General features: G+C 68.1%; 21 protein-coding genes. 16 read left to right on the top strand and 5 right to left on the bottom strand.

Translation table 11 applies throughout. The features are described 5' to 3' along the window. Window positions 1–103: 103 nt before the first annotated feature. From JL100_RS36505 to JL100_RS09880, 8 genes are all read left to right on the top strand, one after another. Window positions 104–1,048 (top strand): SPOR domain-containing protein, encoded by a 945-nt coding sequence (locus JL100_RS36505; RefSeq protein WP_202683613.1) that lies wholly within the window; start codon window positions 104–106, stop codon window positions 1,046–1,048. A 131-nt stretch (window positions 1,049–1,179) separates the two neighbouring features. Continuing rightward, window positions 1,180–1,551, top strand: a complete 372-nt coding sequence (locus tag JL100_RS09910) for a response regulator transcription factor (protein ID WP_202683614.1) — start codon at window positions 1,180–1,182, stop codon at window positions 1,549–1,551. Window positions 1,552–1,594: 43 nt separating this feature from the next. Further along, on the top strand, window positions 1,595–3,679 hold the full coding sequence (locus tag JL100_RS09905; protein ID WP_228421171.1) for a 3'-5' exonuclease: 2,085 nt from the start codon (window positions 1,595–1,597) through the stop codon (window positions 3,677–3,679). Then, a complete protein-coding gene (locus tag JL100_RS09900) occupies window positions 3,676–3,924 on the top strand; it encodes a hypothetical protein (RefSeq protein WP_202683616.1) in 249 nt (82 codons plus the stop codon). The genes JL100_RS09905 and JL100_RS09900 overlap by 4 nt, the downstream gene beginning before the upstream one ends. Further along, window positions 3,924–6,704: a sensor histidine kinase gene (locus JL100_RS09895; protein ID WP_202683617.1), complete on the top strand. Its 2,781-nt coding sequence runs from the start codon at window positions 3,924–3,926 to the stop codon at window positions 6,702–6,704. The genes JL100_RS09900 and JL100_RS09895 overlap by 1 nt, the downstream gene beginning before the upstream one ends. A 10-nt stretch (window positions 6,705–6,714) precedes the next feature. Then, on the top strand, window positions 6,715–7,464 hold the full coding sequence (locus JL100_RS09890; RefSeq protein ID WP_228421170.1) for a ZIP family metal transporter: 750 nt from the start codon (window positions 6,715–6,717) through the stop codon (window positions 7,462–7,464). A 52-nt stretch (window positions 7,465–7,516) separates the two neighbouring features. Continuing rightward, window positions 7,517–7,696, top strand: a complete 180-nt coding sequence (locus JL100_RS09885; protein ID WP_202683618.1) for a hypothetical protein — start codon at window positions 7,517–7,519, stop codon at window positions 7,694–7,696. Between the two features lie 48 nt (window positions 7,697–7,744). Beyond that, complete coding sequence (locus tag JL100_RS09880) at window positions 7,745–8,671, top strand: dihydrodipicolinate synthase family protein (RefSeq protein ID WP_202683619.1); 927 nt, start codon at window positions 7,745–7,747, stop codon at window positions 8,669–8,671. Between the two features lie 116 nt (window positions 8,672–8,787). Here the strand turns inward: JL100_RS09880 and JL100_RS09875 are convergent, their stop codons facing one another. The 3 genes from JL100_RS09875 to JL100_RS09865 form a co-directional block, all read right to left on the bottom strand. Next, window positions 8,788–10,392 carry a sigma-70 family RNA polymerase sigma factor gene (locus JL100_RS09875; RefSeq protein ID WP_202683620.1) on the bottom strand — a complete coding sequence of 535 codons (1,605 nt, stop codon included), beginning with the start codon at window positions 10,390–10,392 and terminating at the stop codon, window positions 8,788–8,790. 250 nt (window positions 10,393–10,642) lie between these two features. Further along, the gene (gene dusA / locus JL100_RS09870; protein ID WP_211113158.1) at window positions 10,643–11,605 is read right to left on the bottom strand and encodes a tRNA dihydrouridine(20/20a) synthase DusA; all 963 of its coding nucleotides are present in this window, start codon (window positions 11,603–11,605) and stop codon (window positions 10,643–10,645) included. An 82-nt stretch (window positions 11,606–11,687) separates the two neighbouring features. After that, the gene (locus JL100_RS09865) at window positions 11,688–12,161 is read right to left on the bottom strand and encodes a CreA family protein (RefSeq protein ID WP_202683622.1); all 474 of its coding nucleotides are present in this window, start codon (window positions 12,159–12,161) and stop codon (window positions 11,688–11,690) included. Between the two features lie 200 nt (window positions 12,162–12,361). Here JL100_RS09865 and JL100_RS09860 point away from each other — a divergent pair, with 200 nt between their 5' ends. The 3 genes from JL100_RS09860 (at window position 12,362) to JL100_RS09850 (ending at window position 16,139) form a co-directional block, all read left to right on the top strand. Continuing rightward, the gene (locus JL100_RS09860; protein WP_202683623.1) at window positions 12,362–14,524 is read left to right on the top strand and encodes an RNA degradosome polyphosphate kinase; all 2,163 of its coding nucleotides are present in this window, start codon (window positions 12,362–12,364) and stop codon (window positions 14,522–14,524) included. Window positions 14,525–14,607: 83 nt separating this feature from the next. Further along, window positions 14,608–15,390, top strand: a complete 783-nt coding sequence (locus JL100_RS09855) for a DUF3108 domain-containing protein (RefSeq protein WP_202683624.1) — start codon at window positions 14,608–14,610, stop codon at window positions 15,388–15,390. 65 nt (window positions 15,391–15,455) lie between these two features. Next, complete coding sequence (locus tag JL100_RS09850; RefSeq protein WP_202683625.1) at window positions 15,456–16,139, top strand: glutathione S-transferase family protein; 684 nt, start codon at window positions 15,456–15,458, stop codon at window positions 16,137–16,139. Here JL100_RS09850 and JL100_RS09845 read toward each other — a convergent pair. After that, the gene (locus JL100_RS09845) at window positions 16,126–16,731 is read right to left on the bottom strand and encodes a phosphorylase family protein (RefSeq protein WP_202683626.1); all 606 of its coding nucleotides are present in this window, start codon (window positions 16,729–16,731) and stop codon (window positions 16,126–16,128) included. The genes JL100_RS09850 and JL100_RS09845 overlap by 14 nt on opposite strands. 178 nt (window positions 16,732–16,909) lie before the next feature. Between JL100_RS09845 and JL100_RS09840 the strand changes: the two genes are divergently transcribed. The 5 genes from JL100_RS09840 (at window position 16,910) to JL100_RS09825 (ending at window position 21,073) form a co-directional block, all read left to right on the top strand. Continuing rightward, the gene (locus JL100_RS09840) at window positions 16,910–17,917 is read left to right on the top strand and encodes an ABC transporter ATP-binding protein (RefSeq protein WP_202683627.1); all 1,008 of its coding nucleotides are present in this window, start codon (window positions 16,910–16,912) and stop codon (window positions 17,915–17,917) included. 63 nt (window positions 17,918–17,980) lie between these two features. Continuing rightward, on the top strand, window positions 17,981–19,204 hold the full coding sequence (locus JL100_RS09835) for an ABC transporter substrate-binding protein (protein WP_456115311.1): 1,224 nt from the start codon (window positions 17,981–17,983) through the stop codon (window positions 19,202–19,204). Then, entirely contained in the window at window positions 19,161–19,292 is a 132-nt protein-coding gene (locus JL100_RS37000) for a hypothetical protein (RefSeq protein ID WP_456115310.1), read from the top strand. The genes JL100_RS09835 and JL100_RS37000 overlap by 44 nt, the downstream gene beginning before the upstream one ends. Further along, window positions 19,289–20,212 (top strand): ABC transporter permease, encoded by a 924-nt coding sequence (locus tag JL100_RS09830; protein ID WP_202683628.1) that lies wholly within the window; start codon window positions 19,289–19,291, stop codon window positions 20,210–20,212. The genes JL100_RS37000 and JL100_RS09830 overlap by 4 nt, the downstream gene beginning before the upstream one ends. Before the next feature lie 3 nt (window positions 20,213–20,215). Then, window positions 20,216–21,073 (top strand): ABC transporter permease, encoded by an 858-nt coding sequence (locus tag JL100_RS09825; RefSeq protein WP_202683629.1) that lies wholly within the window; start codon window positions 20,216–20,218, stop codon window positions 21,071–21,073. A 6-nt stretch (window positions 21,074–21,079) separates the two neighbouring features. Here the strand turns inward: JL100_RS09825 and JL100_RS09820 are convergent, their stop codons facing one another. Next, the gene (locus tag JL100_RS09820; protein ID WP_202683630.1) at window positions 21,080–21,934 is read right to left on the bottom strand and encodes a GNAT family N-acetyltransferase; all 855 of its coding nucleotides are present in this window, start codon (window positions 21,932–21,934) and stop codon (window positions 21,080–21,082) included. Window positions 21,935–21,947 lie beyond the last annotated feature (13 nt).

Raw genomic sequence — 21,947 nt, 5'->3', positions numbered from 1 at the left:
TTTACGAGCCCTTAAGACCTCCGGGCGCCTATTCGACCGAAGGACAGAAAAATAAACGGAGCTGGCCTGGAGGGCTCGACGCGCCCGGGCCGGATAGTGCTCGATGAACTTCAAATCCACCGCCATGGCCGTGGGACTGGTACTGACCTTCGCGGCCGGAGCCTGGGTCAGCACGGTGATGCTCGCTCCTCCGCCGCGCACCACCACGGTAACCGTCGAGCCGGCGGCAGAGCCGCCCAACCCCCCCGTGCCCGCTTCTCCCCCGCCTCCGTCGGTGAGCCCGTCCCCTCAGGTCGCCGCCGATCCGCCGCCGCCCTCATCGATTCTCCCGCCGATGCCGCCTTCGGCGCCTCCGGTCCCGCAACCGGCGCCGATGCGGGATGCGCCGCCGCAGGTGGCCGAGGAAGCCGCGCCCGCTCCGCAGCCGCCCGCCGTGATCGCGCCGGAGCCGCAGGCGCCCACCGAGATCACGCCGGAGCCGCAGCCACCCGAGCCGCCCCCGCCGGCGGAGATGACGGCGGCGGCCGTTCCGGATGCGCCGCCCGCTCCCATGGAGCCGCCTCCCGCCTTGGCGGCCCCGGTGGAAGCACCGCCGCCCGAGGCGGTGGCCGAACCGCCGCCGGAGGCGGTGACCGAACCGCCGCCGGAGAAGCCGGCCCCCCCCGCCGAGCCGGCCATCGATCCGGCGATCGCGGCGCTCAGCGATCTGGTGTCGAAGCCGCGCGATGCCGCCCCCGTCCCCGGCGTGTCCGCGACCCTGCCGGTGCCCGAGCGGTCCGGAAGGGATCGGCAGGCGGATTCCATCCCCAGCCGCTATTACACGGTCCAGGTCGGCAGCTTCCAGGATCCGGCGAACGCCGCCAGCCTCGCGCGCGAGCTTTCGGGCAAGGGCTGGGACGCCTTCGTCTCGGACTGGACAAACGGCGCGGGCAAGGCCTGGAAGGTGGTCCGGGTCGGCCGCTACGGCACGGAGAAGGAGGCGGCCGATGCCTCCGATGAACTCCGCAGTGCGGCAAATCTTCGCGGTAATGTCATTCGCGTCCGCTAAATCACAATTTTCTTATAGTCGCTGTTGATCGGGTAGAAGCCCTCTGGGTACATTGGGCGCCACTGGTGTTGACCATAACTAATAAGAAACAGCCCCGGCCGCGGGGTTGGGCGCCGGAGGAAACGCCGTTCATGAGCCAATCCATCCTGATCGCCGACGACGAGCCGAGCATCCTGCTCTCGCTCCAGTTCCTGCTCCAGAAGGCGGGCTACGAAGTCCGTCTCGCCAGGAACGGCGAGGAGGTCATCCAGGCGGTCGAGCAGGCGGTCCCGGACCTGATCCTTCTCGACGCCATGATGCCCAAGCGCGACGGCTTCGACGTCTGCCAGACCATACGGGCCAACCCCGCCTGGCAGCGGCTGCCGGTGATCATGCTGACCGCCAAGAGCCGCGACGTCGAACGGCAGAAGGGCATGGCGCTCGGGGCGACGGACTACATCACCAAGCCCTTCTCCACCCGCGACCTGGTCGAAACGGTGCGCAAGCACCTCGCCGCCGCCTGACCGTTCGCACGGGAGCCTGCAATCCATGGACGGACGCCGCAGAATGGCCCTCCTGTTCGCGTCGGTCGGTGCGGTCGCCGCCGTCCTGATGATCCTGCTGCCGTCGGCGATGGCCAACGCCGACGGGGCCGGCAACCCGCTGGTGACCCAGGCCGTCGGCGGGGCCGCCATCGCGCTGGCAGCCGTGTTCGCCCTGTGGCGGATCGTCGACGGGAGCATCCTGCGGTCCCTGGCGGCGCTGGCCGGAGAGGCCCGGGTGATCGGCCACGGCACCGTGGCGGCCCGGGTCCCGCCGGAGCGGTACGCGGCGCTCTCCCCCCTGCCCCAGGCGATCAACGAGCTTGGCGAGAAACTGGCCGCCGCGCGGTCCGACATAGACGAGGCGGTCGCCTCCTCGACCGCGGTGGTGCAGGAACAGAAGAGCCGGCTTTCCACCCTGCTGCGCGACCTGCACGAGGGCGTGCTGGTGTGCAACCAGCAGCACCAGATCCTGCTCTACAACCAGGCGGCCCTGACCCTGCTCCACCTGACCGGCGACCTGGGCCTCGGCCGGAACCTGCTGCAGGTGGTGACCCGGGCTCCCGTGCTCCACACGCTGGAGCGGCTGACCCTGCGGGTCAAGGATGGGCGCCACCACAGCCACCCCATGGGCGTCACCGCCGAGTTCGTCGCCGCCACCACCGACGGGCGCTACCTGCTCCAGGGGCGCATGAGCCTGATTCTCCAGGAGGAGGACATCATAACCGGCTATGTGGTCACCTTCGACGACGTCACCGCAGAACTGGCGGCGCTGGGCAAGCGCGACGCGGTCCTTCGGGCCGCGACCGAGGGATTCCGGCCGCCGGTCGCCAACCTGCTGGCCGCGGCCGAGACCCTGTCCGACAACCCCGACCTGGACAGGGAGTCGCGCCGGGCGTTCGAACAGGTGATCCTGGAGGAATGCGCGGCCCTGTCCAACCGCCTGGAGCGCGTGACCGGCGACTACCGCAGCATCATCACCGGCGCCTGGCCGATGAGCGACATCCACTCCGGCAACCTGATCAACCTTGTGATCGCCCGGGTCGCCGCCGCCGGCGGGCCGGCCATCACGCTGACCGGGCTGCCGCAATGGCTGCACGGCGACAGCTACAGCCTCGTCGTGCTGCTCGACCATCTGGTGCGGCGGCTGGGCGAGGTCACCGGCGCCGGGAACTTCGACCTTTCGGCGGAGACCGGGGGCTCCTGGGTCTTCGTCGACATCTCGTGGAGCGGCACGCCGGTCGCCTCCTCCGTCGTGGACGGCTGGATGGAACAGGCCCTGCCCGACGCGCTGGGCGGCCTGACCGTCACCGACGTCCTGCAGCATCACCGGAGCGAACTGTGGTGCGACGCTCCCCGGCCCGGGCTGGCTCGCATGCGCGTGCCGCTGCCGCCGACCGAACAGCTCCACGGCCATGCCGACCGCGCGCCGCCCTCGGCCCGGCCGGAATTCTTCGATTTCTCCCTGCTGCACCAGCCGATCGCCACGGCCGAGTTGGGCCGGACGCCGCTCGACAAGCTGACCTTCGTCGTTTTCGATACCGAAACGACCGGCCTCCGCCCGTCGGACGGTGACGAGATCATCCAGATCGCCGGCGTGCGGATCGTCAACGGGCGCATCCTGACCGGCGAGACCTTCAGCCAGCTGGTCGATCCCGGCCGAATGATCCCGCCGGAGACCATCCAGTTCCACGGCGTCACCGACGACATGGTGCGCGGCAAGCCGCGGGCATCGGTCGTGCTGCCGCAGTTCCACCTGTTCGTGTCGGGCGCCGTGCTGGTCGCCCACAATGCCGCCTTCGACCTCAAGTTCCTCAAGATGAAGGAGAAGGTCAGCGGGGTCCGGTTCGACCATCCCGTGCTCGACACCATGCTGCTGTCGCGCCAGCTCCAGGGGCCGGATGCCGACCACACGCTGGACGGCATCGCCAAGCGGCTGGGCATCCAGGTGGTCGACCGCCACACCGCCCTGGGCGACAGCCTGCTGACCGCGGCGATCTTCCTGCGGTTCGTCGACATGCTGCGGGAACAGAACGTCATCACGCTCGACGACGCGATCCGAAGCGCCAACATCCTGGTCGAACTGCACGCGCGGGAGCGGGCGTTTTGACCGCCCGGCGCGACAGGGCGCCGCCCGGGGGATCCCCGGGATCACCGTCCGGTGAACGCCTCGTCGCGCTGTTCCTGCTGGCGCTGGTGCTGTTCAACCCGCCGCTGCTGAAGGCGTTCGGGGCTCCGGGCACCCTGTTCGGCTGGCCGGCGCTGCTGGTCTACATCTTCGCCGCCTGGGCGCTGGTGATCATCCTGCTGGGGCTGGCGATGGAACGGCGCCAGCGTGACGAGGACAAGCGGTGATGCCGGCCTCGCTGATCGCCGTCGCATCCTTCTCCTACCTGTTCCTGCTGTTCGCGATCGCCTGGGTGGCCGACCGCAGGGCCGACCGGGGCCGAAGCGTCATCGCGAGCCCCTATGTCTACGCCCTGTCCCTCGGCGTCTTCTGCACCACATGGACCTTCTACGGCAGCGTCGGGCGGGCGGCGACGCTGGGCATCGGGTTCCTGCCGGTCTATCTCGGGCCGACCCTGGTCATGGTGCTGGGGTATCTCGTGATCGCCAAGATCCTGCGGATCGCCCGCAAGCAGCGCAGCACCTCGATCGCCGATTTCATCGCGTCCCGCTACGGCAAGAGCCACCTGCTCGGCGGGCTGGTCGCCGCCGTCGCGATCGTCGGCATCACGCCCTATATCGCGCTCCAGCTCAAGGCGGTGTCGGTCAGCTTCGACGTGCTGGCCGGCACCGATCCCTCCGGCTTCGGGACGGGGCCGCAGGCGGCCCTGCTCGCGGACAAGGCGTTCTACGTTGCCCTGCTGATGGCCGCCTTCGCCATCGTGTTCGGCACCCGCAACATCGACGCCACCGAGCACCACCAGGGCATGGTCGCGGCGGTCGCGTTCGAGAGCGTGGTCAAGCTGGTCTCCTTCCTGGCGGTCGGCATCATGGTCGTGTGGGGCCTGCACGACGGCTTCACCGACCTGTTCGATAATGCTGCGGCCGACCCCAGGACCGCGCGCCTGCTGACCGCCGACCCGGCCCTGGCGGACGGCAGCTGGATCACGGTCACGCTGCTCTCCATGGCGGCGATCATCTGCCTGCCGCGGCAGTTCCAGGTGACGGTGGTGGAGAACATGCGGGAGTCGCACCTGCGCCGCGCGGTCTGGCTGTTCCCGCTCTACATGCTGCTGATCAACCTGTTCGTGCTGCCGGTGGCGGTGGCCGGCATGCTGCTGTTCCCCGCCGGCACGGTCGATCCCGACATGTTCGTCCTCGCCGTGCCGCTGTCGGAAGGCTGGCGCGCACTCGCCCTGTTCGCCTTCCTGGGAGGCCTGTCGGCCGCCACCAGCATGATCATCGTGGAGACGGTGGCGCTCAGCACCATGGTCTCCAACGATCTCGTCATCCCGGCGCTTCTCAACCTGCGCCTCCTGAAGCTGGACCGCCACCCGGACCTGACGCCCCTGCTGCTGGCGATCCGGCGAGTCGCCATCCTGACGATCCTGCTGCTGGGCTACGCCTATTTCCGGTTCGCCGGCAGCGCCTATGCGTTGGGAGCCATCGGGCTGATCTCCTTCACCGCGGTCGCCCAGTTCGCCCCGGCCCTGATCGGCGGCATCTTCTGGAGCCGGGCGACCCGGCGCGGCGCCATCGCCGGGCTGGTCGCCGGCATCGCCGCCTGGACCTACACGCTGCTCCTGCCCTCCTTCGCGCGGTCGGGCTGGCTCGACCCCGGCTTCCTGACCGACGGTCCCGCCGGGATCTCCCTGCTGCGCCCCTATGCCCTGTTCGGCCTCGAAGGGCTCGACCCGCTGTCGCACGCGCTGTTCTGGAGCATGCTCGCCAATCTCGGCCTTTATGTCGGCGTGTCGCTGTTCGACCGGCCCAGCGTCGGGGAGCGGGTCCAGGCCCACGCCTTCGTCGATGTGTTCCGCCAGACCGAACGTTCGATCGAGGGCGGCACCTGGCGGGGCAGCACGACGGTCGGCGACCTCGTCGACCTGGTCGGGCGATTCCTCGGGCCGCAGCGGGCCGAGCAGGCCTTCGCCGGCTTCGCCCGCGGCCGCAACATCGACCTGCGCCGCGACCGGCAGGCGACCGCCGAGTTGGTCCGGTTCGGCGAGCGGCTGATGGCCGGCGCGGTCGGCGCCGCGTCGGCCCGCGTGGCCCTCGCCTCCGCCGTCAAGGGCGGCGAGGTCACCATGGCCGAGCTGCTGCGCATGCTGGACGAGACCAGCCAGGTGCTGGAATACAGCCGGCAGCTCGAACAGAAGTCCGCCGAGCTGGAGCGCACGTCCATCGCGCTGCGGGCCGCCAACGAGAAGCTCCTGGAGCTTGACCGGCTCAAGGACGATTTCCTGTCGACGGTGACCCATGAGCTGCGGACCCCCCTGACGTCGATCCGCGCCTTCGCCGAGATCCTGCACGACAACCCCGACATCGACCTTGAGCAGTCGCAGGAGTTCCTGGGCCTGATCATCCGCGAGAGCGAGCGGCTGACCCGCCTGATCAACCAGGTGCTCGACATGGCGAAGATCGAGGCCGGCGAGATCGACTGGACGATCGGCCCGATCGATCTCGCCGCGATCATGCGCGACGCGGCGGCGACCACCGCGCAGGTGTTCAAGGACAAGGACGTCGCGCTGGAACAGCGCATCCCGGCCGACGTGCCGCCGGTCCGGGGGGACCACGACCGCCTGACGCAGGTCGCGATGAACCTGCTGTCCAACGCCGCCAAGTTCACCCCGTCGGGGACCGGCCGGGTGGTCGTCAGCGTCGAGCCGGTCGCGGAAGGAGTCCGCGTCGCCGTCGCCGACAACGGCCCGGGCATAGCACCGGGCGACGCGGAGATCGTCTTCGACAAGTTCCGCCAGGTCGGCAACACCATGACCGACAAGCCGCAGGGCACCGGCTTGGGCCTTGCCATCTGCAAGCGCATCGTCGAACATCTGGGCGGTCGCATCTGGGTGGAAACCGCGCCGGGCCAAGGTGCAACCTTCGCCTTCGTCATCCCTTACCAGAGCGCTTCTTCAACCACTTCTCCCCCGGGCGCCGAGACGGTGGCGGCCGCAGCCGACGATTGACGGAATAGGCGTGTCCATAGTTCTCATCGGTTTCCTTGCCAGCCTCGCCGCCGGTTCCGCCACCGGCCTCGGGGCCGTGCCCCTGCTGTTCCTGCGCAAGGTCTCCAGCCGCCTCCAGAACGGGCTGCTGGGCTTCGCCGCCGGCGTAATGCTGGCGGCCTCGTTCTTCTCGCTGATCCTGCCCGCACTGGAGACCGGCGCCGGCCCGGCCGTGGTCGGCGCCGGAATCCTGCTCGGCGCCACCTGCCTCTGGGCGCTCGACCTGCTCACCCCGCACGAGCATTTCATCAAGGGCCGCCAGGGGCCGGAGACAGATACCTTCCGGCGCATCTGGCTGTTCGTGATCGCGATCACCCTGCACAACATCCCGGAGGGACTGGCGGTCGGCGTCGGATTCGGCACCGGCAGTACCGCGACCGGGCTTCCCCTCGCCTTCGGGATCGGCCTCCAGAACATGCCGGAAGGCTTGGCCGTGGCCGTGGCGCTCCACAGCATCGGTTACCAGCGCGGCAAGGCCGTCGCCATCGCCCTGGCGACCGGGCTGGTCGAGCCGCTGGGCGCCCTCCTGGGGCTTCTCGCCGTGTCCTTGGCCGCCCCCCTGCTGCCCTGGGGCCTCGCCTTCGCCGCCGGCGCCATGATTTTCGTCGTCAGCAACGAGATCATCCCGGAAACCCACCGCGCCGGGCTGGAGAAGGCGGCGAGCGTCGGCCTGATGCTGGGGTTCGTCATCATGCTGTACCTGGACGTCTCGCTCGGGTGATCATCAGCCCCCTTTCTTGTTAGTCATGGTGAACCCCCAGAGGAGGATGACCATGGCCGACGAGCAGCGCCCGGGCGAGACCCCGACCAGCCCCAAGAGCCCCCGCATTCCACGCCCGCCGTCCAAGGAGGAGGTGGACCAGATCAGCGAAGCCCAGTCCATGATCACCGACGATTGGACCGGAGAAGGCGGCGAAAAGCCCGCCGACCAGGAAAAGCCGGCGGACCGGTGATAGGCTGGCCTCCGGTCCGCTGATCCGCAGTCGCAGGGAGGAAAAGGAATGGGCGAAAAGCTGAACGAACGGGCGAGCGGCGTATACATCATCGCCGCCACGCCGTTCGAGGACGACGGCAAGCTGGACCTTGCCAGCACCGACCGGATGGTGGATTTCTACCTGGAGTGCGGCGTCGACGGCATGACGATCCTCGGCATCATGGGCGAGGCGCCGAAGCTGACTCCGGACGAGCAGCAGAGCTTCATGCGCCGCGTGTTCGACCGGATCGCCGGCCGCATCCCGGTGATCGTGGGCGTCAGCAATCCGGGAAGCAACAACCTCGCGGCGTTCGCCCACTCCGCCCTGGATACCGGCGCCGCCGGCGTCATGATCGCCCCCCTGTCCGGCCTGAAGACCGAGGAACAGGTGATCAACTACTTCGCGGAGACCCTGCGCATCCTCGGCCCCGACGTGCCGGTGGTGTTCCAGGATTATCCGCAGGTGACGCAGGTCCCCGTGTCGGTCGCGACGCTGCGGCGGGTGTTCGACGACCATCCGCAGATCGTGATGCTGAAGCACGAGGACGCGCCGGGCCTGCGCAAGCTCAGCCAGATTCGCACCTGGCCCGACACCGGCGGGCGCCGCATCAGCATCCTGGTCGGCAACGGCGGGCTCCACCTGCCCCAGGAACTCAGGCGCGGCGCCGACGGCGCCATGACCGGCTTCGCCTACCCGGAGATGCTGGTCCAGGTCTGCCGTCGCTTCTTCGCCGGCGACGCCGACGGGGCCGAGGATCTGTTCGACACCTACCTGCCGATCGTCCGCCACGAACAGCAGGCCGGCATCGGCCTCGCCATCCGCAAGGAGATCCTGCGCCGGCGCGGCGTCCTGGCCTCCGCCGCGGTCCGCGCCCCCGGTCCCAGGCTCAACGCCGACGACCACAAGGAGCTGGACAGCCTGATGGCGCGGCTGGAGGTCAGGCTGGGCGGCTGAGCCTCGGAGGCAGAAACGAAAAGCGCCGGCGGGAGATCGATCTCCCGCCGGCGCTTTTCGTTCGCCTGAACTCCCGGACCGGCCTCAGCCTTCCAGGGCCTCAGCCTTCCAGGGCCTCAGCCTTCCAGGAAGGTCTTCAGCACCCGGGCATGCTTGGCCCGGCCGAGCCGCTGCAGCGCCTTCGCCTCGACCTGGCGGATGCGCTCGCGGGTCACGTTGTAGTCGCGGCCGATATCCTCGAGCGTCTCCTCGGTCCCGGCAAGGCCGAAGCGGCGGCGGATGATGTCGGCCTCGCGCGGGGTGAGGTCGTCCAGGATCTCCGACAGCTTCTCGCGCAGCGAGCCGGCGGCGATCGCGTCGAACGCGCCGGTCGTGGCGCTGTCCTCCAGGAAGTCGCCCAGCCGAGCGCCGTCGTCGTCATCGCCGACCGGAGCGTCCAGGCTGACCGCGTCGGCCGCCATGCGCAGCAGTTCGGCGACCTTCTCGACAGGCATCGCCAGCGCGGTCGCGATATCCTCGTTGGTCGGCTCGATGCCCCGGCGCAGGCGAAGCTGGACCGCGCAGCGGCGGATCTTGGTCAGCGCCTCGCAGGCATGGGCCGGCATGCGGATCGTGCGGCCCTGGTCGGCCAGCGCCCGGGTCATCGATTGCCGGATCCACCAGGTAGCATAGGTCGAGAACTTGTAGCCGCGCCGCCAGTCGAACTTCTCGATCGCGGTCATCAGGCCGATATTGCCCTCCTGGACCAGGTCCAGGAACGGCAGGCCCCGGTTCAGATGCTTGCGGGCCAGGGCCGCGACCAGACGGAGGTTCGCCTTGGCGAAGGACTCCTTGGTGCGGATCTGGTCGTTCTGCGACCGCTGCAGGCGGGCGGACAGCTCGCGGAACTGGCTGATCGGCAGCCCGACGGTCTGGCCGATCTCGGCCAACTCGGCGAACAGGGCATCGACTTCCTGGCCCTTGCGCTCGGCCAGCTTGGCCCAGGCACCGCCCTTGGCGGCCCGCTTGGCCAGCCAACCCTGCTCGTCCTCGGAGCCGAGATAGGCTTCCAGGAAGGCCTCGCGCTTCACGCCGCCGGCCATGACGACGCGGGCCAGGCGGCCATCGACGCCGACGATGCGCCGGTTGACGTCGCGCATGGTGTTGATCAGTTCGGTGCGCAGGTCGATCGACAGCGGCAGTTCGCGAATCAGCGCGGCGGCAGCCGCGGCGTCGGTCAGTTGGACCGCCTCGATCCGCTCCAGCGCCTCGACCACCGACGCGGCCAGTTCGGCAGCGGATATGGCCGGAACCGCCACGGCCTCCGCTACTTCCGTATCCGCATCGGCGACCTCGGCGAGGTCGTCGTCCAGCGCCGCGTCCTCGCTCTCGGCTTCGGCCCCCATGCGGGCGAAGCGCTCCAGGTCCACGACGGTGCCGACGTTGACGGAGCCGTCGCGCAGGCCGTGAAGGCTCCGCATGAGCCGGGTGCAGGTGAAGGGGCTGGCCGCGATCACGTCATCGATGGCCGCACGGGCGGCCTCCATGCGCTGGGCAAGCGTCACCTCCTGCTCACGCGTCAGCAGCGGGTGCTGCGCCACGTCACGCAGGTACAGCCGGACCGGGTCGGTCGAATGCTCGGCAAAGGCGATGTTGCCGCGGGCTCCCGCGGTCTCGTTGCGCACCGCAGTGGCGCGATCGGCGTCGGCGACAGGGTGCGCCGTGATTTCAAGGGCGGTCATAACGATTGTCCTCGGATTTCCAACTCAGTCCCGCCGACCCCTGCCGAGGCGGAGGAATAGAAATTCACTCGTTTCGGAAACCATTGTCGCGGCACCGCCTTCGTCTCGCGGCACCGCTCACGTTACCAAAATCTGACACAGCTATTTCCGATCGGTGAACGGCCGGCCATTTCGGTCTTTACGGGCAGTTTGTCAAGGGCTAAACCGCGAATTCCAGACAACACGGTACAGGCCGTTTTGTCGCGCCCCTTTATTCGGCGGCCTGCGGAAATCCCTTCAGGGGATCGATCCGGGCCATCGCAGCCTCGACAACCTCAGGCCCCGCGCCGGTCTTGTGAGCAAATTCACTCAAATGCCGCCGCCACGCGCGGCCGCCGCGTTGCCCTTGGAACAGACCTGTCATGTGTCGGGTGATGGCGTTCAGGGGCACGCCTTCGACCCTCCTGGCCTCGATATAGGGCAGCATCCGACGCACCACATCCTCCCGAGTCGGGACCGGTTCGGTACCGCCGTGGAACCGCCGGTCGACGCCGGCCAGCACGTAGGGGTTCTTGTACGCCGCCCGGCCCAGCATGACCCCGTCCACCACCTGGAGATGCTCGGCCGCCGAGTCCAGGTCCGGGATGCCGCCGTTGATGGTAATGTCCAGGTCGGGATTCTCCCGCTTCAGCCGGTGGACCAGATCGTAGCGCAGCGGCGGGATGTCGCGGTTCTCCTGGGGGCTCAGCCCCTTCAGCCAGGCCTTGCGGGCATGGACGATGAACCGGGTGCAGCCGGCGGCCCGCACGGTCGCGATGAAGCCGTCCAGCGTCGGCCACTCCTCCATCTCGTCGATGGCGATCCGCGACTTGACGGTCACGGGGATCGACACGGCCGACCGCATCGTGCCAACCAAGTCGGCGACGAGGTCCGGCTCCGCCATCAGGCAGGCGCCGAACCGCCCGGACTGCACCCTATCGCTCGGGCAGCCGACATTCAGGTTGATCTCGTCATAGCCGAACCCTTCCGCGATCCGCGCGCACTCCGCCAGGGCCTGCGGGTCGCTGCCGCCCAGTTGCAAGGCCACCGGGTGCTCGTGCGGGTGGAAGGCCAGCAGCCGCTCCCGCGGGCCGTGCAGGATCGCCCCGGTCGTCACCATCTCGGTGTACAGCAGCGCGTGCCGGCTGATCTGGCGCAGGAAGTACCGGCAGTGCCGGTCCGTCCAGTCCATCATGGGGGCGACGGAAATGGGATATGTCTGTGTGCTCACGTCAAGTCTCGTCACTCAAATCGTCACTCAACCGGCGTGCCCGCCCCTACTCCCGCCAAGGCATGATCGGCACGGTCGAGACGGCGTTCATCGGCGATCCGTCCACCATCTTGGTGCTGTAGCTCAGATAAACCAGGGTATTGCGCTTGCGGTCGAACATGCGCACGACTCGGGTCTCCTTGAACAGGATCGAGGTGTCGGCGGTGAAGACCTCCTCGTTGTCGCGCAGCTTGTCGGGCATCGTGATCGGGCCGACCTGCCGGCACGCGATGGAGAAGCGCGAGGGGTCCTCCGCCAGCCCCAGGCTGCCCGAGACCCCGCCCGTCCGGGCCTGGCTCAGATGGCAGGCGACGCCCGGGACCTTCGGATCGTCGAACGCCTCGACGCAGACCCTGTGATTGGCCCCCAGGAGCTTCCAGGCCGTCGTGACGCAGCCCACCTCTTCCGCCCCCGCCGGAGCCGCCGCAACCAGGCCGAAGGCTGCACCGACCAGCGCCCCAGCGAAACTGTACCGGATCATCTCTGTTCTCCGTCATGGACACACGCGGCAACAGACACGCGGAACCACCGCCGAAGTCAAGGATCGCCGGGGCGATATGACACAGGACGGCTATCGACACAAAATGTTAACAAATGTTACATGCGGCAGCCTTGAATGTTGCCGCATGTTGCGCCGCGGATGACCGGCACGGCTGACGAAAAGCACCTGGGGGATGGAACATGGACACGACCGTGGAAGCGACCGGCCAGAAGCCGGCGCGCGCGAACAAGCCCGAGCCGCAGCCGAAAGCCGAGCCGCTGGAGCTGCCGCCCGACCGTTTCATCAACCGGGAACTGTCCTGGCTCGCCTTCAATGACAGGGTGCTGGGCGAGGCCCACAACACCAACCACCCGCTGCTGGAGCGGCTGCGTTTCCTGTCGATCTCGGCCAGCAACCTGGACGAGTTCATCATGGTCCGGGTCGCGGCCCTGAAAGCCCAGGAACGCGCCGGCGTCAAGGCCCTCACGCCCGACAATCTCCTGCCGGAACAACAGCTCGCGCTGATCAACCAGGCCATCATCCAGCTGAACGACCAGCAGCAGGACTGCGCCAACGCCCTGCTGGAGGAACTGAGGGAGGCCGGCATCTGGGTCGTGGCGCCGAGGGAGCTGTCCCAGGAGGATCGCGCCTGGGCGGAGGCCCGCTTCCTGCGCGAGATCTTTCCCGTCCTGACCCCCATCGCCGTCGATCCGGCCCACCCCTTCCCGTTCATCGCCAACCGGGGCGTGGCCCTCGTCCTCCAGCTCAAGGACCCGGAGAAGACCGAGCCGCTCGACGCGCTGATCCCGCTTCCCAACCAGCTGGAGCGCTTCGTGCGGCTGCCGGGGACGGGCACCCGCTTCCTGCTGCTGGAAGACCTGGTGCTGATGTTCCTCGACCGCCTGTTCCCTTCGCCGCTCAAGCTGACCGGCCACGGCCTGTTCCGCGTGCTGCGCGACAGCGAGATCGACATCGACGAGGAGTCGGAGGATCTGGTCCGCACCTTCGAGAGCGCCCTTAAGCGCCGCCGGCGCGGCAAGGTCATCAGCCTCGCCGTCGAGGCGGAGACGACCCACGATCTTCGCGAGTTCCTGGTCAGCGAGCTGCGCGTTTCTCCCGGCGACGTCTTCGTCCAGAAGGGGCTGATCGCGCTGGGCGACGTCAAGCAGCTCATCCTGGACGAGCGCAGCGACCTGCTGTTCCCGCCCTTCACCGCCCGTTTTCCCGAGCGGATCCGGGATTTCGGCGGCAACTGCTTCGCGGCGATCCGGCACAAGGACATCCTGGTCCACCATCCGTACGAGAGCTTCGACGTGGTGGTGCAGTTCCTGCTCCAGGCGGCGCGCGACCCGGCGGTGGTCGCGATCAAGCAGACGCTGTACCGGACCAGCAAGAACTCCCCCATCGTCGCGGCCATGATCGAGGCGGCGGAGGCCGGCAAGTCGGTCACCGCCATGGTCGAGCTGAAGGCCCGGTTCGACGAGGAGGCCAACATCCAGTGGGCGCGCGACCTGGAGCGCGCCGGCGTCCATGTGGTCTACGGCTTCGTCGACCTGAAGACCCACGCCAAGGTGTCTCTGGTGATGCGGCGCGAGGCGGACGGGCTGCACAGCTACGTCCATTTCGGAACCGGCAACTACCATCCGATCACGGCCAAGATCTACACCGACCTGTCGTTCTTCACCTGCGACCCGGCGCTGTGCCATGACGCCTCGGTCATGTTCAACTACATGACCGGCTATGCCAAGCCCCAGCACCTGGAGAAGCTGGCGATCGCGCCGCTGACGCTGCGCAGCCGGATCGTCGAGATGATCGACCGGGAGATCGCCCACGCCCGCGCCGGCCGCAAGGCGGCGATCTGGATCAAGCTCAACTCCCTCGTCGATCCCGACATCATCGACAAGCTGTACGAGGCCTCCCATGCCGGCGTGCAGATCGACATGATCATCCGCGGCATCTGCTGCCTGCGTCCCGGCGTGCCCGGCCTGTCCGAGAATATCCGGGTCAAGAGCATCGTCGGTCGCTTCCTGGAGCACAGCCGCATCATGTGCTTCGGCGACGGCCACGGCCTGCCTTCCCCCAAGGCGAAGGTCTACATCTCCTCGGCCGACTGGATGCCGCGCAACCTGGACCGCCGGATCGAGACCCTGGTGCCGATCGAGAACGCCACGGTCCACGAGCAGATCGTCGAGCAGATCATGGGCACCAACCTGCGCGACCGGGCGCAGAGCTGGCTGATGGGGGCGGACGGCGGCTTCACCCGGATGGAGGCCGAGCCGGGCGCCCCGAACGCGCATACCTATTTCATGCAGAACCCCAGCCTGTCCGGCCGGGGCAGCGCCCGGAGCGGCAGCCGGGGCTGATTTTTTCCGCCATGGTGTCGCCACTCGGGCCTGGAGAATGCGTTTGACCATCATCCGCACTCTCCAGAGCCGGGGGAATCACCATGGCACCGTTCCGCACCTGCGCCGCTGCCGTCGTCCTGTGCGCGCTTCCTCTCCAGGCGGGAGCCATGACGCTGGACTACGACGTCTATGCCGGCGGCCTGTTCCTGGTCAGCGGCGCGATGACCTTGGATATCGCGGGCGACCGCTACTCCGCCGGCGTCGAGGCGAAGGGCGGCCGGCTGGTCGACCTGCTGTCCCGCTGGTCCTACCGGGCTTCCGCCGACGGCCGGATGGAGGAGGGCGTCCGCGTCGAGCCCGAGCAGTTCCGCTCCGACCGCCGGCAACGTAAGCGCCACAGAACCCTGGCCCTGGACTATGACGGTGCCGGCAACGTGTCCGTGACGGCCGAGCCGCCCCAGTCCGAGCTGGCCTCCGGCGCGGTCGCGCCGGAGTTCCGCCCCAACACCCTGGACCCGGTCAGCGCCGCCGTCGGGATCATCGCCGCGGGCGGCGAGACCGGATGCACCGGCACCTTCCCGGTCTTCGACGGCCGGCGCCGCTACGACGTCACCGTGACATCGGAGGGTCCCGATACCCTCCTGAAATCGTCGCGCAACATGCACCAGGGCGCCGCCGAGAGATGCACCATCCGCATCCATCCCGTCGCCGGCTTCGAGCGCGACCGCGACGAGGGCGAGTTCTTCCAGTACGGCGTGGACCGCACCGCGACGGCCTGGTTCGCCGCTCCCCTGCCCGGCGAACCCCAGGTCCCGGTCAAGATCCAGGTCGGGCTGGAGTGGATCGACGTCGTCATGAACCTCGTCGCGGCGCGCAGCGGGTGACCGGGCACGGCACAAACCGGTGCCGAACCGCGATACTACAGGGCAACATTCCGGGAAGAATCGACATGATACGCCTCTACTTCCATTACACGCCGAATCCGATGAAGGTCGCCCTCTTCCTGGAGGAGGCCGGACTCGACTACGAGGTCGTTCCGGTCGACACCTTCAAGGGCGAGCAGCATTCCCCCGACTTCCTCAAGGTGAACCCCAACGGCAAGCTGCCGGCGATCGAGGACGACGGCGTGCCGGTTTTCGATTCCAACGCGATCCTGCTCTACCTGTCGGAAAAAACCGGCAAGCTCGGCGGAAAGCCGGAGGACCGGGGCAGCCTCCTGTCGTGGCTGATGTTCGTCGCGACCGGGCTGGGTCCCTATTCCGGCCAGGCCGTCCATTTCCAGCGCACCCATACGGAGAGCGCCTACGCGACCAACCGCTATCGCCGGGAGGCCGAGCGCCACTACCGGGTCCTCGACGACCGGCTGGCCGATCGCGATTATCTGGTCGGCGGCGAATTCACCATCGTCGACATGGCGGCCTGGGGTTGGATCGAGCGCGCACCCTTTGTCATGAACAGCAGCGACACGCCGCTGGACGCCACGCCCAACCTGAAACGGTGGTTCCAGGCCATCGACTCCCGCCCCGCCGTCGCCAGGGTCCGCCGGTTCGTGCAGGACATCCCCTTCAAGCGCGATTTCGACGAGGTGACGCTCCGCTCGCTGTTCCCGCAGAACTACGTCAACCCAGCCTGACGGCGGCGAGCGCGCGAAACGCCTTCCGGGTGTCCAGGGCCACCCGGACCAGGGCCGGTATCTGGCCGGGCCGGGCCGCGACGCTCGCGAGGACGGCGCCGAGCGCCACACGCCCGCCGGGTCCCATGCCTACCAGCGCCGCGGGAGGCAACTCCCGCTCCGCCGGGTCGGCGATGGCCCGGATCACCGCGAACGGCACCCCGGCATCGGCGCAGAGCCGGGCCACCTGCCCGCTTTCCAGATCGACCGCGGCGGCGCCGGTGCGGCGGTGGAGATCCCGCTTCGCCCCGATGCCCGCCACGATCATCGCCGCTTCGGCGACCGGCGCCCGCAGGGCTGCCTTCGGCACCGCGTATCCCGGCGGCAGGCCGGCCGGCAGGCGGTCGCCGCCCTCCAGGATCACCTCGGACGCGACCACGAGCGTCCCGGGGGCGAGACCGGGTGCCAAGCCCCCTGCGATGCCGAAGCTGATCAGGCCGTCGGCACCTTCGGCGAGCAGTCGCGGCGCTCCACCGGCCAACGCCACCGGCAAGCCCGACCGGCGGGCGATACGGGCCTCGGCCTCCATGCCGACCACGATGCCGAAGGTCATCGGGTTTGCCTAAAAATCATGCAATAGATCCTGATTTGAATACAATTTGACCATTCTCCTCCGGCTTCACAGGCATCCGGCTCCGTATCCGCCCATCCGCCCTCCCTGGCACCCAAATTGCTGAAGAGTGGCCTGCTGATGATCGGCAAGTCAAAGAGACAGGGTGGAGTAGAGACGAATGGCCGGACCGGCGGATATCGAACTCGCTGCGGTCACCAAGATGTATGGGCCGGTAACGGCGGTCGACTCGATCGACCTTCGCATTCCGGCGGGAACCTATTGCTGCCTCCTGGGACCCAGCGGCTGCGGCAAGACTTCGACGCTCCGGATGATCGCGGGACATGAATCCGTAACCGACGGCGACATACTTCTCGGCGATACGCACATCAACGACCTGCCGCCGGCCCGGCGCGGCACGGCGATGATGTTCCAGAGCTACGCGCTGTTCCCGCACCTCACCTGCGTGGACAACGTCGCCTTCAGCCTGAAGCTGAAGGGGGTCTCCAAGCCCGAGCGCCGGGCCAAGGCGATGGACCTGCTCGGACTGGTCCAGATGGACAAGTATGCCGAGCGGCTGCCCGCCCAGCTTTCCGGCGGCCAGCAGCAGCGGGTCGCCCTCGCCCGGGCGCTGATCACCAACCCCAGCGCCCTGCTGCTGGATGAGCCGCTGTCTGCGCTCGACCCCTTCCTGCGGGTCAAGATGCGGGAGGAGCTGAAGCGCCTCCAGCGCGAGCTTGGGATCAGCTTCATCCACGTCACCCACGGCCAGGAGGAAGCCCTGGCGCTGGCCGACCTGGTCGTCGTGATGAACAACGGGCGGATCGCCCAGGCCGGCTCCCCGCGCGAGGTGTTCAACCGGCCGCGCGACGCCTTCGTCGCCCGCTTCATCGGCGGCCACAACGTCCTGTCGTTCCTCGACGGCGCCGCCGGCCGGCAGTTCGCCGTCCGGACCGACAAGATCCGCCTCCTGCACGACCAGTCCACGGCCGGACCCAACAGCTTCACCGGCACGGTCCGTCTGGTCGAGTACCAGGGGCCGATGGTCCATCTGCGCCTGGCGTCCCCGGGCGTCGAGGAATTCGCCGTGACCGTCACCGAACAGGCCTTCTTCGCGGCCCCTCTCAACGCCGGCGACAGGGTAACCGCCGTCTGGGCCGGGGAAGACATGCACCCGCTCGCCGCCTGATCCCGTAGGGCGGGCATCCCGACAAACGACACCGACAAACAAGAAAACCGAGAGGCTTCAGAGATGAGCAGCGACTCCACCAATCCGCCGAAGCCGGCGACCCATGGCATCACCCGCCGGCAGGCGCTGAAGGGGACAGCGGCGGCGGCAGGCCTCGCCGTCGGCAGCGGCGCCATCACCGGGTTCCCGACGATCTGGGCGCAGAACATCAAGAACGTGACGCTGCGCCAGTTCGGCACCGGCGTTTCCAACCTCAACGCGGTCGCCGAGAAGGTGAAGCAGGACCTGGGCTTCACCCTCCAGATGACGGCGCTGGACAGCGACGCGGTGTCCCAGCGCGCGGTCACCCAGCCCAAGTCCTACGATATCGCCGACATCGAATACTGGATCTGCAAGAAGGTCTTCCCGGCCGGCGTCATGCAGCCGATGGACGTCGGCAAGATCAAGAACTTCGACAAGATCGTCCCGCTCTTCATCACGGGCAAGCTGACTCCCGAATCGTCCATCGCGCAAGGCACGGCGCCGCACACAGTGGGCTTCGTCGAGGGCAAGGACTCCACCAGCTTCGCCAAGTCGCAGACCCAGTGGATGACGCTGATCCCGACCATCTACAACGCCGACACCCTGGGCATCCGCCCCGACCTGGTCGGCAAGCCGATCACCCAGTGGAAAGACCTGCTCGACCCCGCCTTCAAGGGCAAGGCGTCGATCCTCAACATCCCGTCGATCGGCATCATGGACGCCGCCATGGTCGCGGAGTCCATGGGTGAGATGAAGTACGGCGACAAGGGCAACATGACCAAGGCGGAGATCGACAAGACCATCGCCTTGCTGATCGAGGCCAAGAAGGCCGGCCAGTTCCGCGCCTTCTGGAAGACCTTCGACGAGAGCGTCAACCTGATGGCGTCGGGCGAGGTCGTGATCCAGTCCATGTGGTCGCCCGCGGTCGCCGCCGTCCGCGCCAAGGGCATCCCCTGCACCTACCAGCCGCTCAAGGAAGGATACCGCGCCCGGGGGCGGCGGCCTGGGCATCGCCAAGCATGTCAGCGGGCTGGAGCTGGAAGCGGCCTACGAGTACATCAACTGGTACCTGTCCGGCTGGGTCGGCGCCTACCTGAACCGCCAGGGCTACTACAGCGCCGTGCTCGACACCGCGAAGGAGCATATGAGCGCCGAGGAATGGGCCTTCTGGATGGAAGGCAAGCCGGCCGCGACCGACATCCTCAGCCCGGAGGGCAAAGTGATGGAGAAGGCCGGCGCGGTCCGCGACGGCGGCTCCTTCTATGACCGCATGGGCGCCGTGGCCTGCTGGAACGCCGTCATGGACGAGGATCGCTACATGCTCCGCAAGTGGAACGAGTTCATCGCCGCATGACCGGCCAGACCCAAACCCTCCCGGCCCAGCGCCGGGAGGGGGCGACGTCGAAGCGCCTGGACCGGACACGTCTGGCAGCGGCGGTCGCCCCCTATCTCCAGGTGGCGCCGCTCACGCTCACCTTCGCCGTGTTCCTGCTCGTCCCGATCGCCACCATCGTCGTCGTCAGCTTCTGGGATTACGATTCGATCCGGGTGATCCCGGATTTCATGCTGCTCAATTACGAGGAGCTGCTGACCTCGCCGGTCACCTGGCAGATCTACCTGAACACGCTGAAATACGCGGCGCTGACCTGGGCGCTGACCTTGGGCATCGGCTTCACCGTCGCCTATTTCGTGGCCTTCCATGTCCGGTCGCTGACCTGGCAGATCACCCTGTTCATGGTCTGCACCATCCCGTTCTGGACGTCGAACATCATCCGCATGATCTCGTGGATCCCGTTCCTCGGCCGCAACGGGTTGCTCAACTCGACCCTGCTCGCCATGGGCGTGATCGACGAGCCGCTGGAGTTCCTGCTGTTCTCGGACTTCTCCGTGGTGCTGGCCTTCGTGCATCTCTACGTGCTGTTCATGGTCGTGCCGATCTTCAATTCCATGATGCGGATCGACCGGGCCCTGGTCGAGGCGGCGGTCGATGCCGGGGCCTCGGGCTGGCAGGTGCTGACCAACGTCATCATCCCGCTGAGCAAGCCGGGAATCGCGATCGGGTCGATCTTCGTGGTGACGCTCGTCATGGGCGACTTCATCACGGTGCGCCTGATGAGCGGCGGCCAGAGCGCCTCGGTCGGCCTGATGATGGCGAACCAGATCTCCCTGCTGCAATACCCCGCCGCGGCGGCCAACGCGGTCGTGCTGCTGCTGGTCGTGCTGATCATGGTGGCGCTGATGCTGCGCATCGTCGATATCCGAAAGGAGCTGTGAGCCATGGCGAAACCACGGCGCGGACGGGAACCCCGCCCGCTCGGCTTCTACCTGCTGGCCGCCTTCTTCGGGCTGTTCGTGCTGTTCCTCTACGGCCCGATCGCGACCATCGTGATCCTGTCTTTCCAGGGTCCGAACGGCGGGTTGACCTTCCCGATGAACGGCGTCTCGACACACTGGTTCCACAACCTGTTCGAGCAGCAGGCGGTCGGCGACTTCGGCGGCGCGCTGACCCGATCGCTCATCCTGGGGCTGATCGTCATGGTGGTGACCGTGCTGTTCTCGGTCGCGGCCGGACTGGGCTTCCGCCATCGCTTCCGGGGCTCGGGCGTTATCTTCTACGTCGCGGTGGCCAGCCTGATCGTGCCGTCGATCCTGGTCAGCCTCGGCATCGGCCTGATGTTCAACATCGTCGGGTTCGAGCCGAACTGGAACAGCTCCGCGCTGGGCGCCCACCTGACCTGGACCCTGCCCTTCGGCCTGCTGATCATGTTCGCGATCTTCAACCGCTTCAACCGGGCCTACGAGGAAGCGGCCCGCGACCTGGGCGCCACGCCCTGGCAGACGATCCGCTTCGTCGTGCTGCCGATCATCGCCCCCAGCGTCATCGGCATCGCGCTGTTCGGCTTCACCCTGTCCTATGACGAGTTCGCCCGGACCCTGATGACGGCCGGCAGCTTCAACACGCTGCCGCTGGAGATCTACGGCATGACCACCAACGTCACGACGCCGGTGCTGTACGCGCTTGGCACCCTGACGACCGCGCTCTCCTTCCTGGTGATCCTGGGAGCCTTGGGCGCCGTGCTGCTGGTCCAGCGCCGCCGGGCGCGGCAGGGGTCGGATGCCGGCGTCGGGGTTTGAGCCCGGTCATCCCAGCTCGAACGACGTGATGCCGAAGATCCGGCCGAGATCGAGGCCGGGCGGCGGACCGGCATACATGCGGGCGGTCTCGAACACCGGGGCGAGGCCGTACCGCGCGGCAAGCGCCATGGCCTCGCGATTCGGCTCCGGCACGTCCAGGATCACCTGTTCGCCCCCGGGGATGGCGGCGCACAAGCCGCGGAACAGCTTGTCAGCATTTTCCGCATCGTCGGCGAACAGCGGCCCGATCTTCCAGCCGACCCGGCAAGGCCGCGCCACGGCATAGCCGCCGAGGCTCCCGGCAACTCCCGCGGCGGCCAAGCCGACGACTCCGGGCATGCCGGTCCAGGCCGACAGGAAGGCGGCGCGCGGCGCGCCGAACAGCGGCCGGTCATAGGCCAGCAGGCGATCGAACGGTACCGCGGCCAGATCGGTCAATCCTTCCGGCGCGCCGGTCGCCGGCACGGTTCCCTGGTAGCGCACATTGCGGTGCGCCAGGACGAAGCCGGACTTCCGGTAGTTGTCCTGCTGGGCCACGACGCCGTCGAGCCCGACCGTGCGTCCCGCCAGACGCTCCATCCCGGCCCGCCACACCGCCATGCCGTACCCGCGCCCCCGGTACTCCGGCCGGGCGATGTAGAGCCCCAGGAAACCCAGATCCTCGCCATAGCGCACCACGGACACCGCCGCGGCCGGCTGGCCGTCGTCCGCCTCCGCTATCAGGAAGCCGGCCGGGTCGGCGGCGTGGAACGGCACCGCGTCGCCCAGCCCGGGGTTCCAGCCCTCTTCGGCCGCCCACTCGATCACCTGATCCACATCGCCCCGGCTCATGGTCCTGACCGTCACGCCGGCACTCCTCATCCCGTTCCGTCCG

The organism is Skermanella mucosa (assembly GCF_016765655.2).
Taxonomy (GTDB): Bacteria; Pseudomonadota; Alphaproteobacteria; order Azospirillales; family Azospirillaceae; genus Skermanella; species Skermanella mucosa.
Note: the sequence above shows the minus strand (reverse complement) of the source record. Positions and strands in the feature narration are given on the sequence as shown.

Excerpts from the sequence above, each read along its gene's own strand:
- JL100_RS36505 (WP_202683613.1), top strand. The coding sequence starts at position 104 with ATGAACTTCAAATCCACCGCCATGGCCGTGGGACTGGTACTGACCTTC.
- JL100_RS09910 (WP_202683614.1), top strand. The coding sequence starts at position 1,180 with ATGAGCCAATCCATCCTGATCGCCGACGACGAGCCGAGCATCCTGCTC.
- JL100_RS09905 (WP_228421171.1), top strand. The coding sequence starts at position 1,595 with ATGGCCCTCCTGTTCGCGTCGGTCGGTGCGGTCGCCGCCGTCCTGATG.
- JL100_RS09895 (WP_202683617.1), top strand. The coding sequence starts at position 3,924 with ATGCCGGCCTCGCTGATCGCCGTCGCATCCTTCTCCTACCTGTTCCTG.
- JL100_RS09885 (WP_202683618.1), top strand. The coding sequence starts at position 7,517 with ATGGCCGACGAGCAGCGCCCGGGCGAGACCCCGACCAGCCCCAAGAGC.
- JL100_RS09880 (WP_202683619.1), top strand. The coding sequence starts at position 7,745 with ATGGGCGAAAAGCTGAACGAACGGGCGAGCGGCGTATACATCATCGCC.
- JL100_RS09875 (WP_202683620.1), bottom strand. The coding sequence starts at position 10,392 with ATGACCGCCCTTGAAATCACGGCGCACCCTGTCGCCGACGCCGATCGC.
- dusA (WP_211113158.1), bottom strand. The coding sequence starts at position 11,605 with ATGATGGACTGGACGGACCGGCACTGCCGGTACTTCCTGCGCCAGATC.
- JL100_RS09865 (WP_202683622.1), bottom strand. The coding sequence starts at position 12,161 with ATGATCCGGTACAGTTTCGCTGGGGCGCTGGTCGGTGCAGCCTTCGGC.
- JL100_RS09860 (WP_202683623.1), top strand. The coding sequence starts at position 12,362 with ATGGACACGACCGTGGAAGCGACCGGCCAGAAGCCGGCGCGCGCGAAC.
- JL100_RS09855 (WP_202683624.1), top strand. The coding sequence starts at position 14,608 with ATGGCACCGTTCCGCACCTGCGCCGCTGCCGTCGTCCTGTGCGCGCTT.
- JL100_RS09850 (WP_202683625.1), top strand. The coding sequence starts at position 15,456 with ATGATACGCCTCTACTTCCATTACACGCCGAATCCGATGAAGGTCGCC.
- JL100_RS09845 (WP_202683626.1), bottom strand. The coding sequence starts at position 16,731 with ATGACCTTCGGCATCGTGGTCGGCATGGAGGCCGAGGCCCGTATCGCC.
- JL100_RS09840 (WP_202683627.1), top strand. The coding sequence starts at position 16,910 with ATGGCCGGACCGGCGGATATCGAACTCGCTGCGGTCACCAAGATGTAT.
- JL100_RS09835 (WP_456115311.1), top strand. The coding sequence starts at position 17,981 with ATGAGCAGCGACTCCACCAATCCGCCGAAGCCGGCGACCCATGGCATC.
- JL100_RS37000 (WP_456115310.1), top strand. The coding sequence starts at position 19,161 with ATGGAGAAGGCCGGCGCGGTCCGCGACGGCGGCTCCTTCTATGACCGC.
- JL100_RS09830 (WP_202683628.1), top strand. The coding sequence starts at position 19,289 with ATGACCGGCCAGACCCAAACCCTCCCGGCCCAGCGCCGGGAGGGGGCG.
- JL100_RS09825 (WP_202683629.1), top strand. The coding sequence starts at position 20,216 with ATGGCGAAACCACGGCGCGGACGGGAACCCCGCCCGCTCGGCTTCTAC.
- JL100_RS09820 (WP_202683630.1), bottom strand. The coding sequence starts at position 21,934 with ATGAGGAGTGCCGGCGTGACGGTCAGGACCATGAGCCGGGGCGATGTG.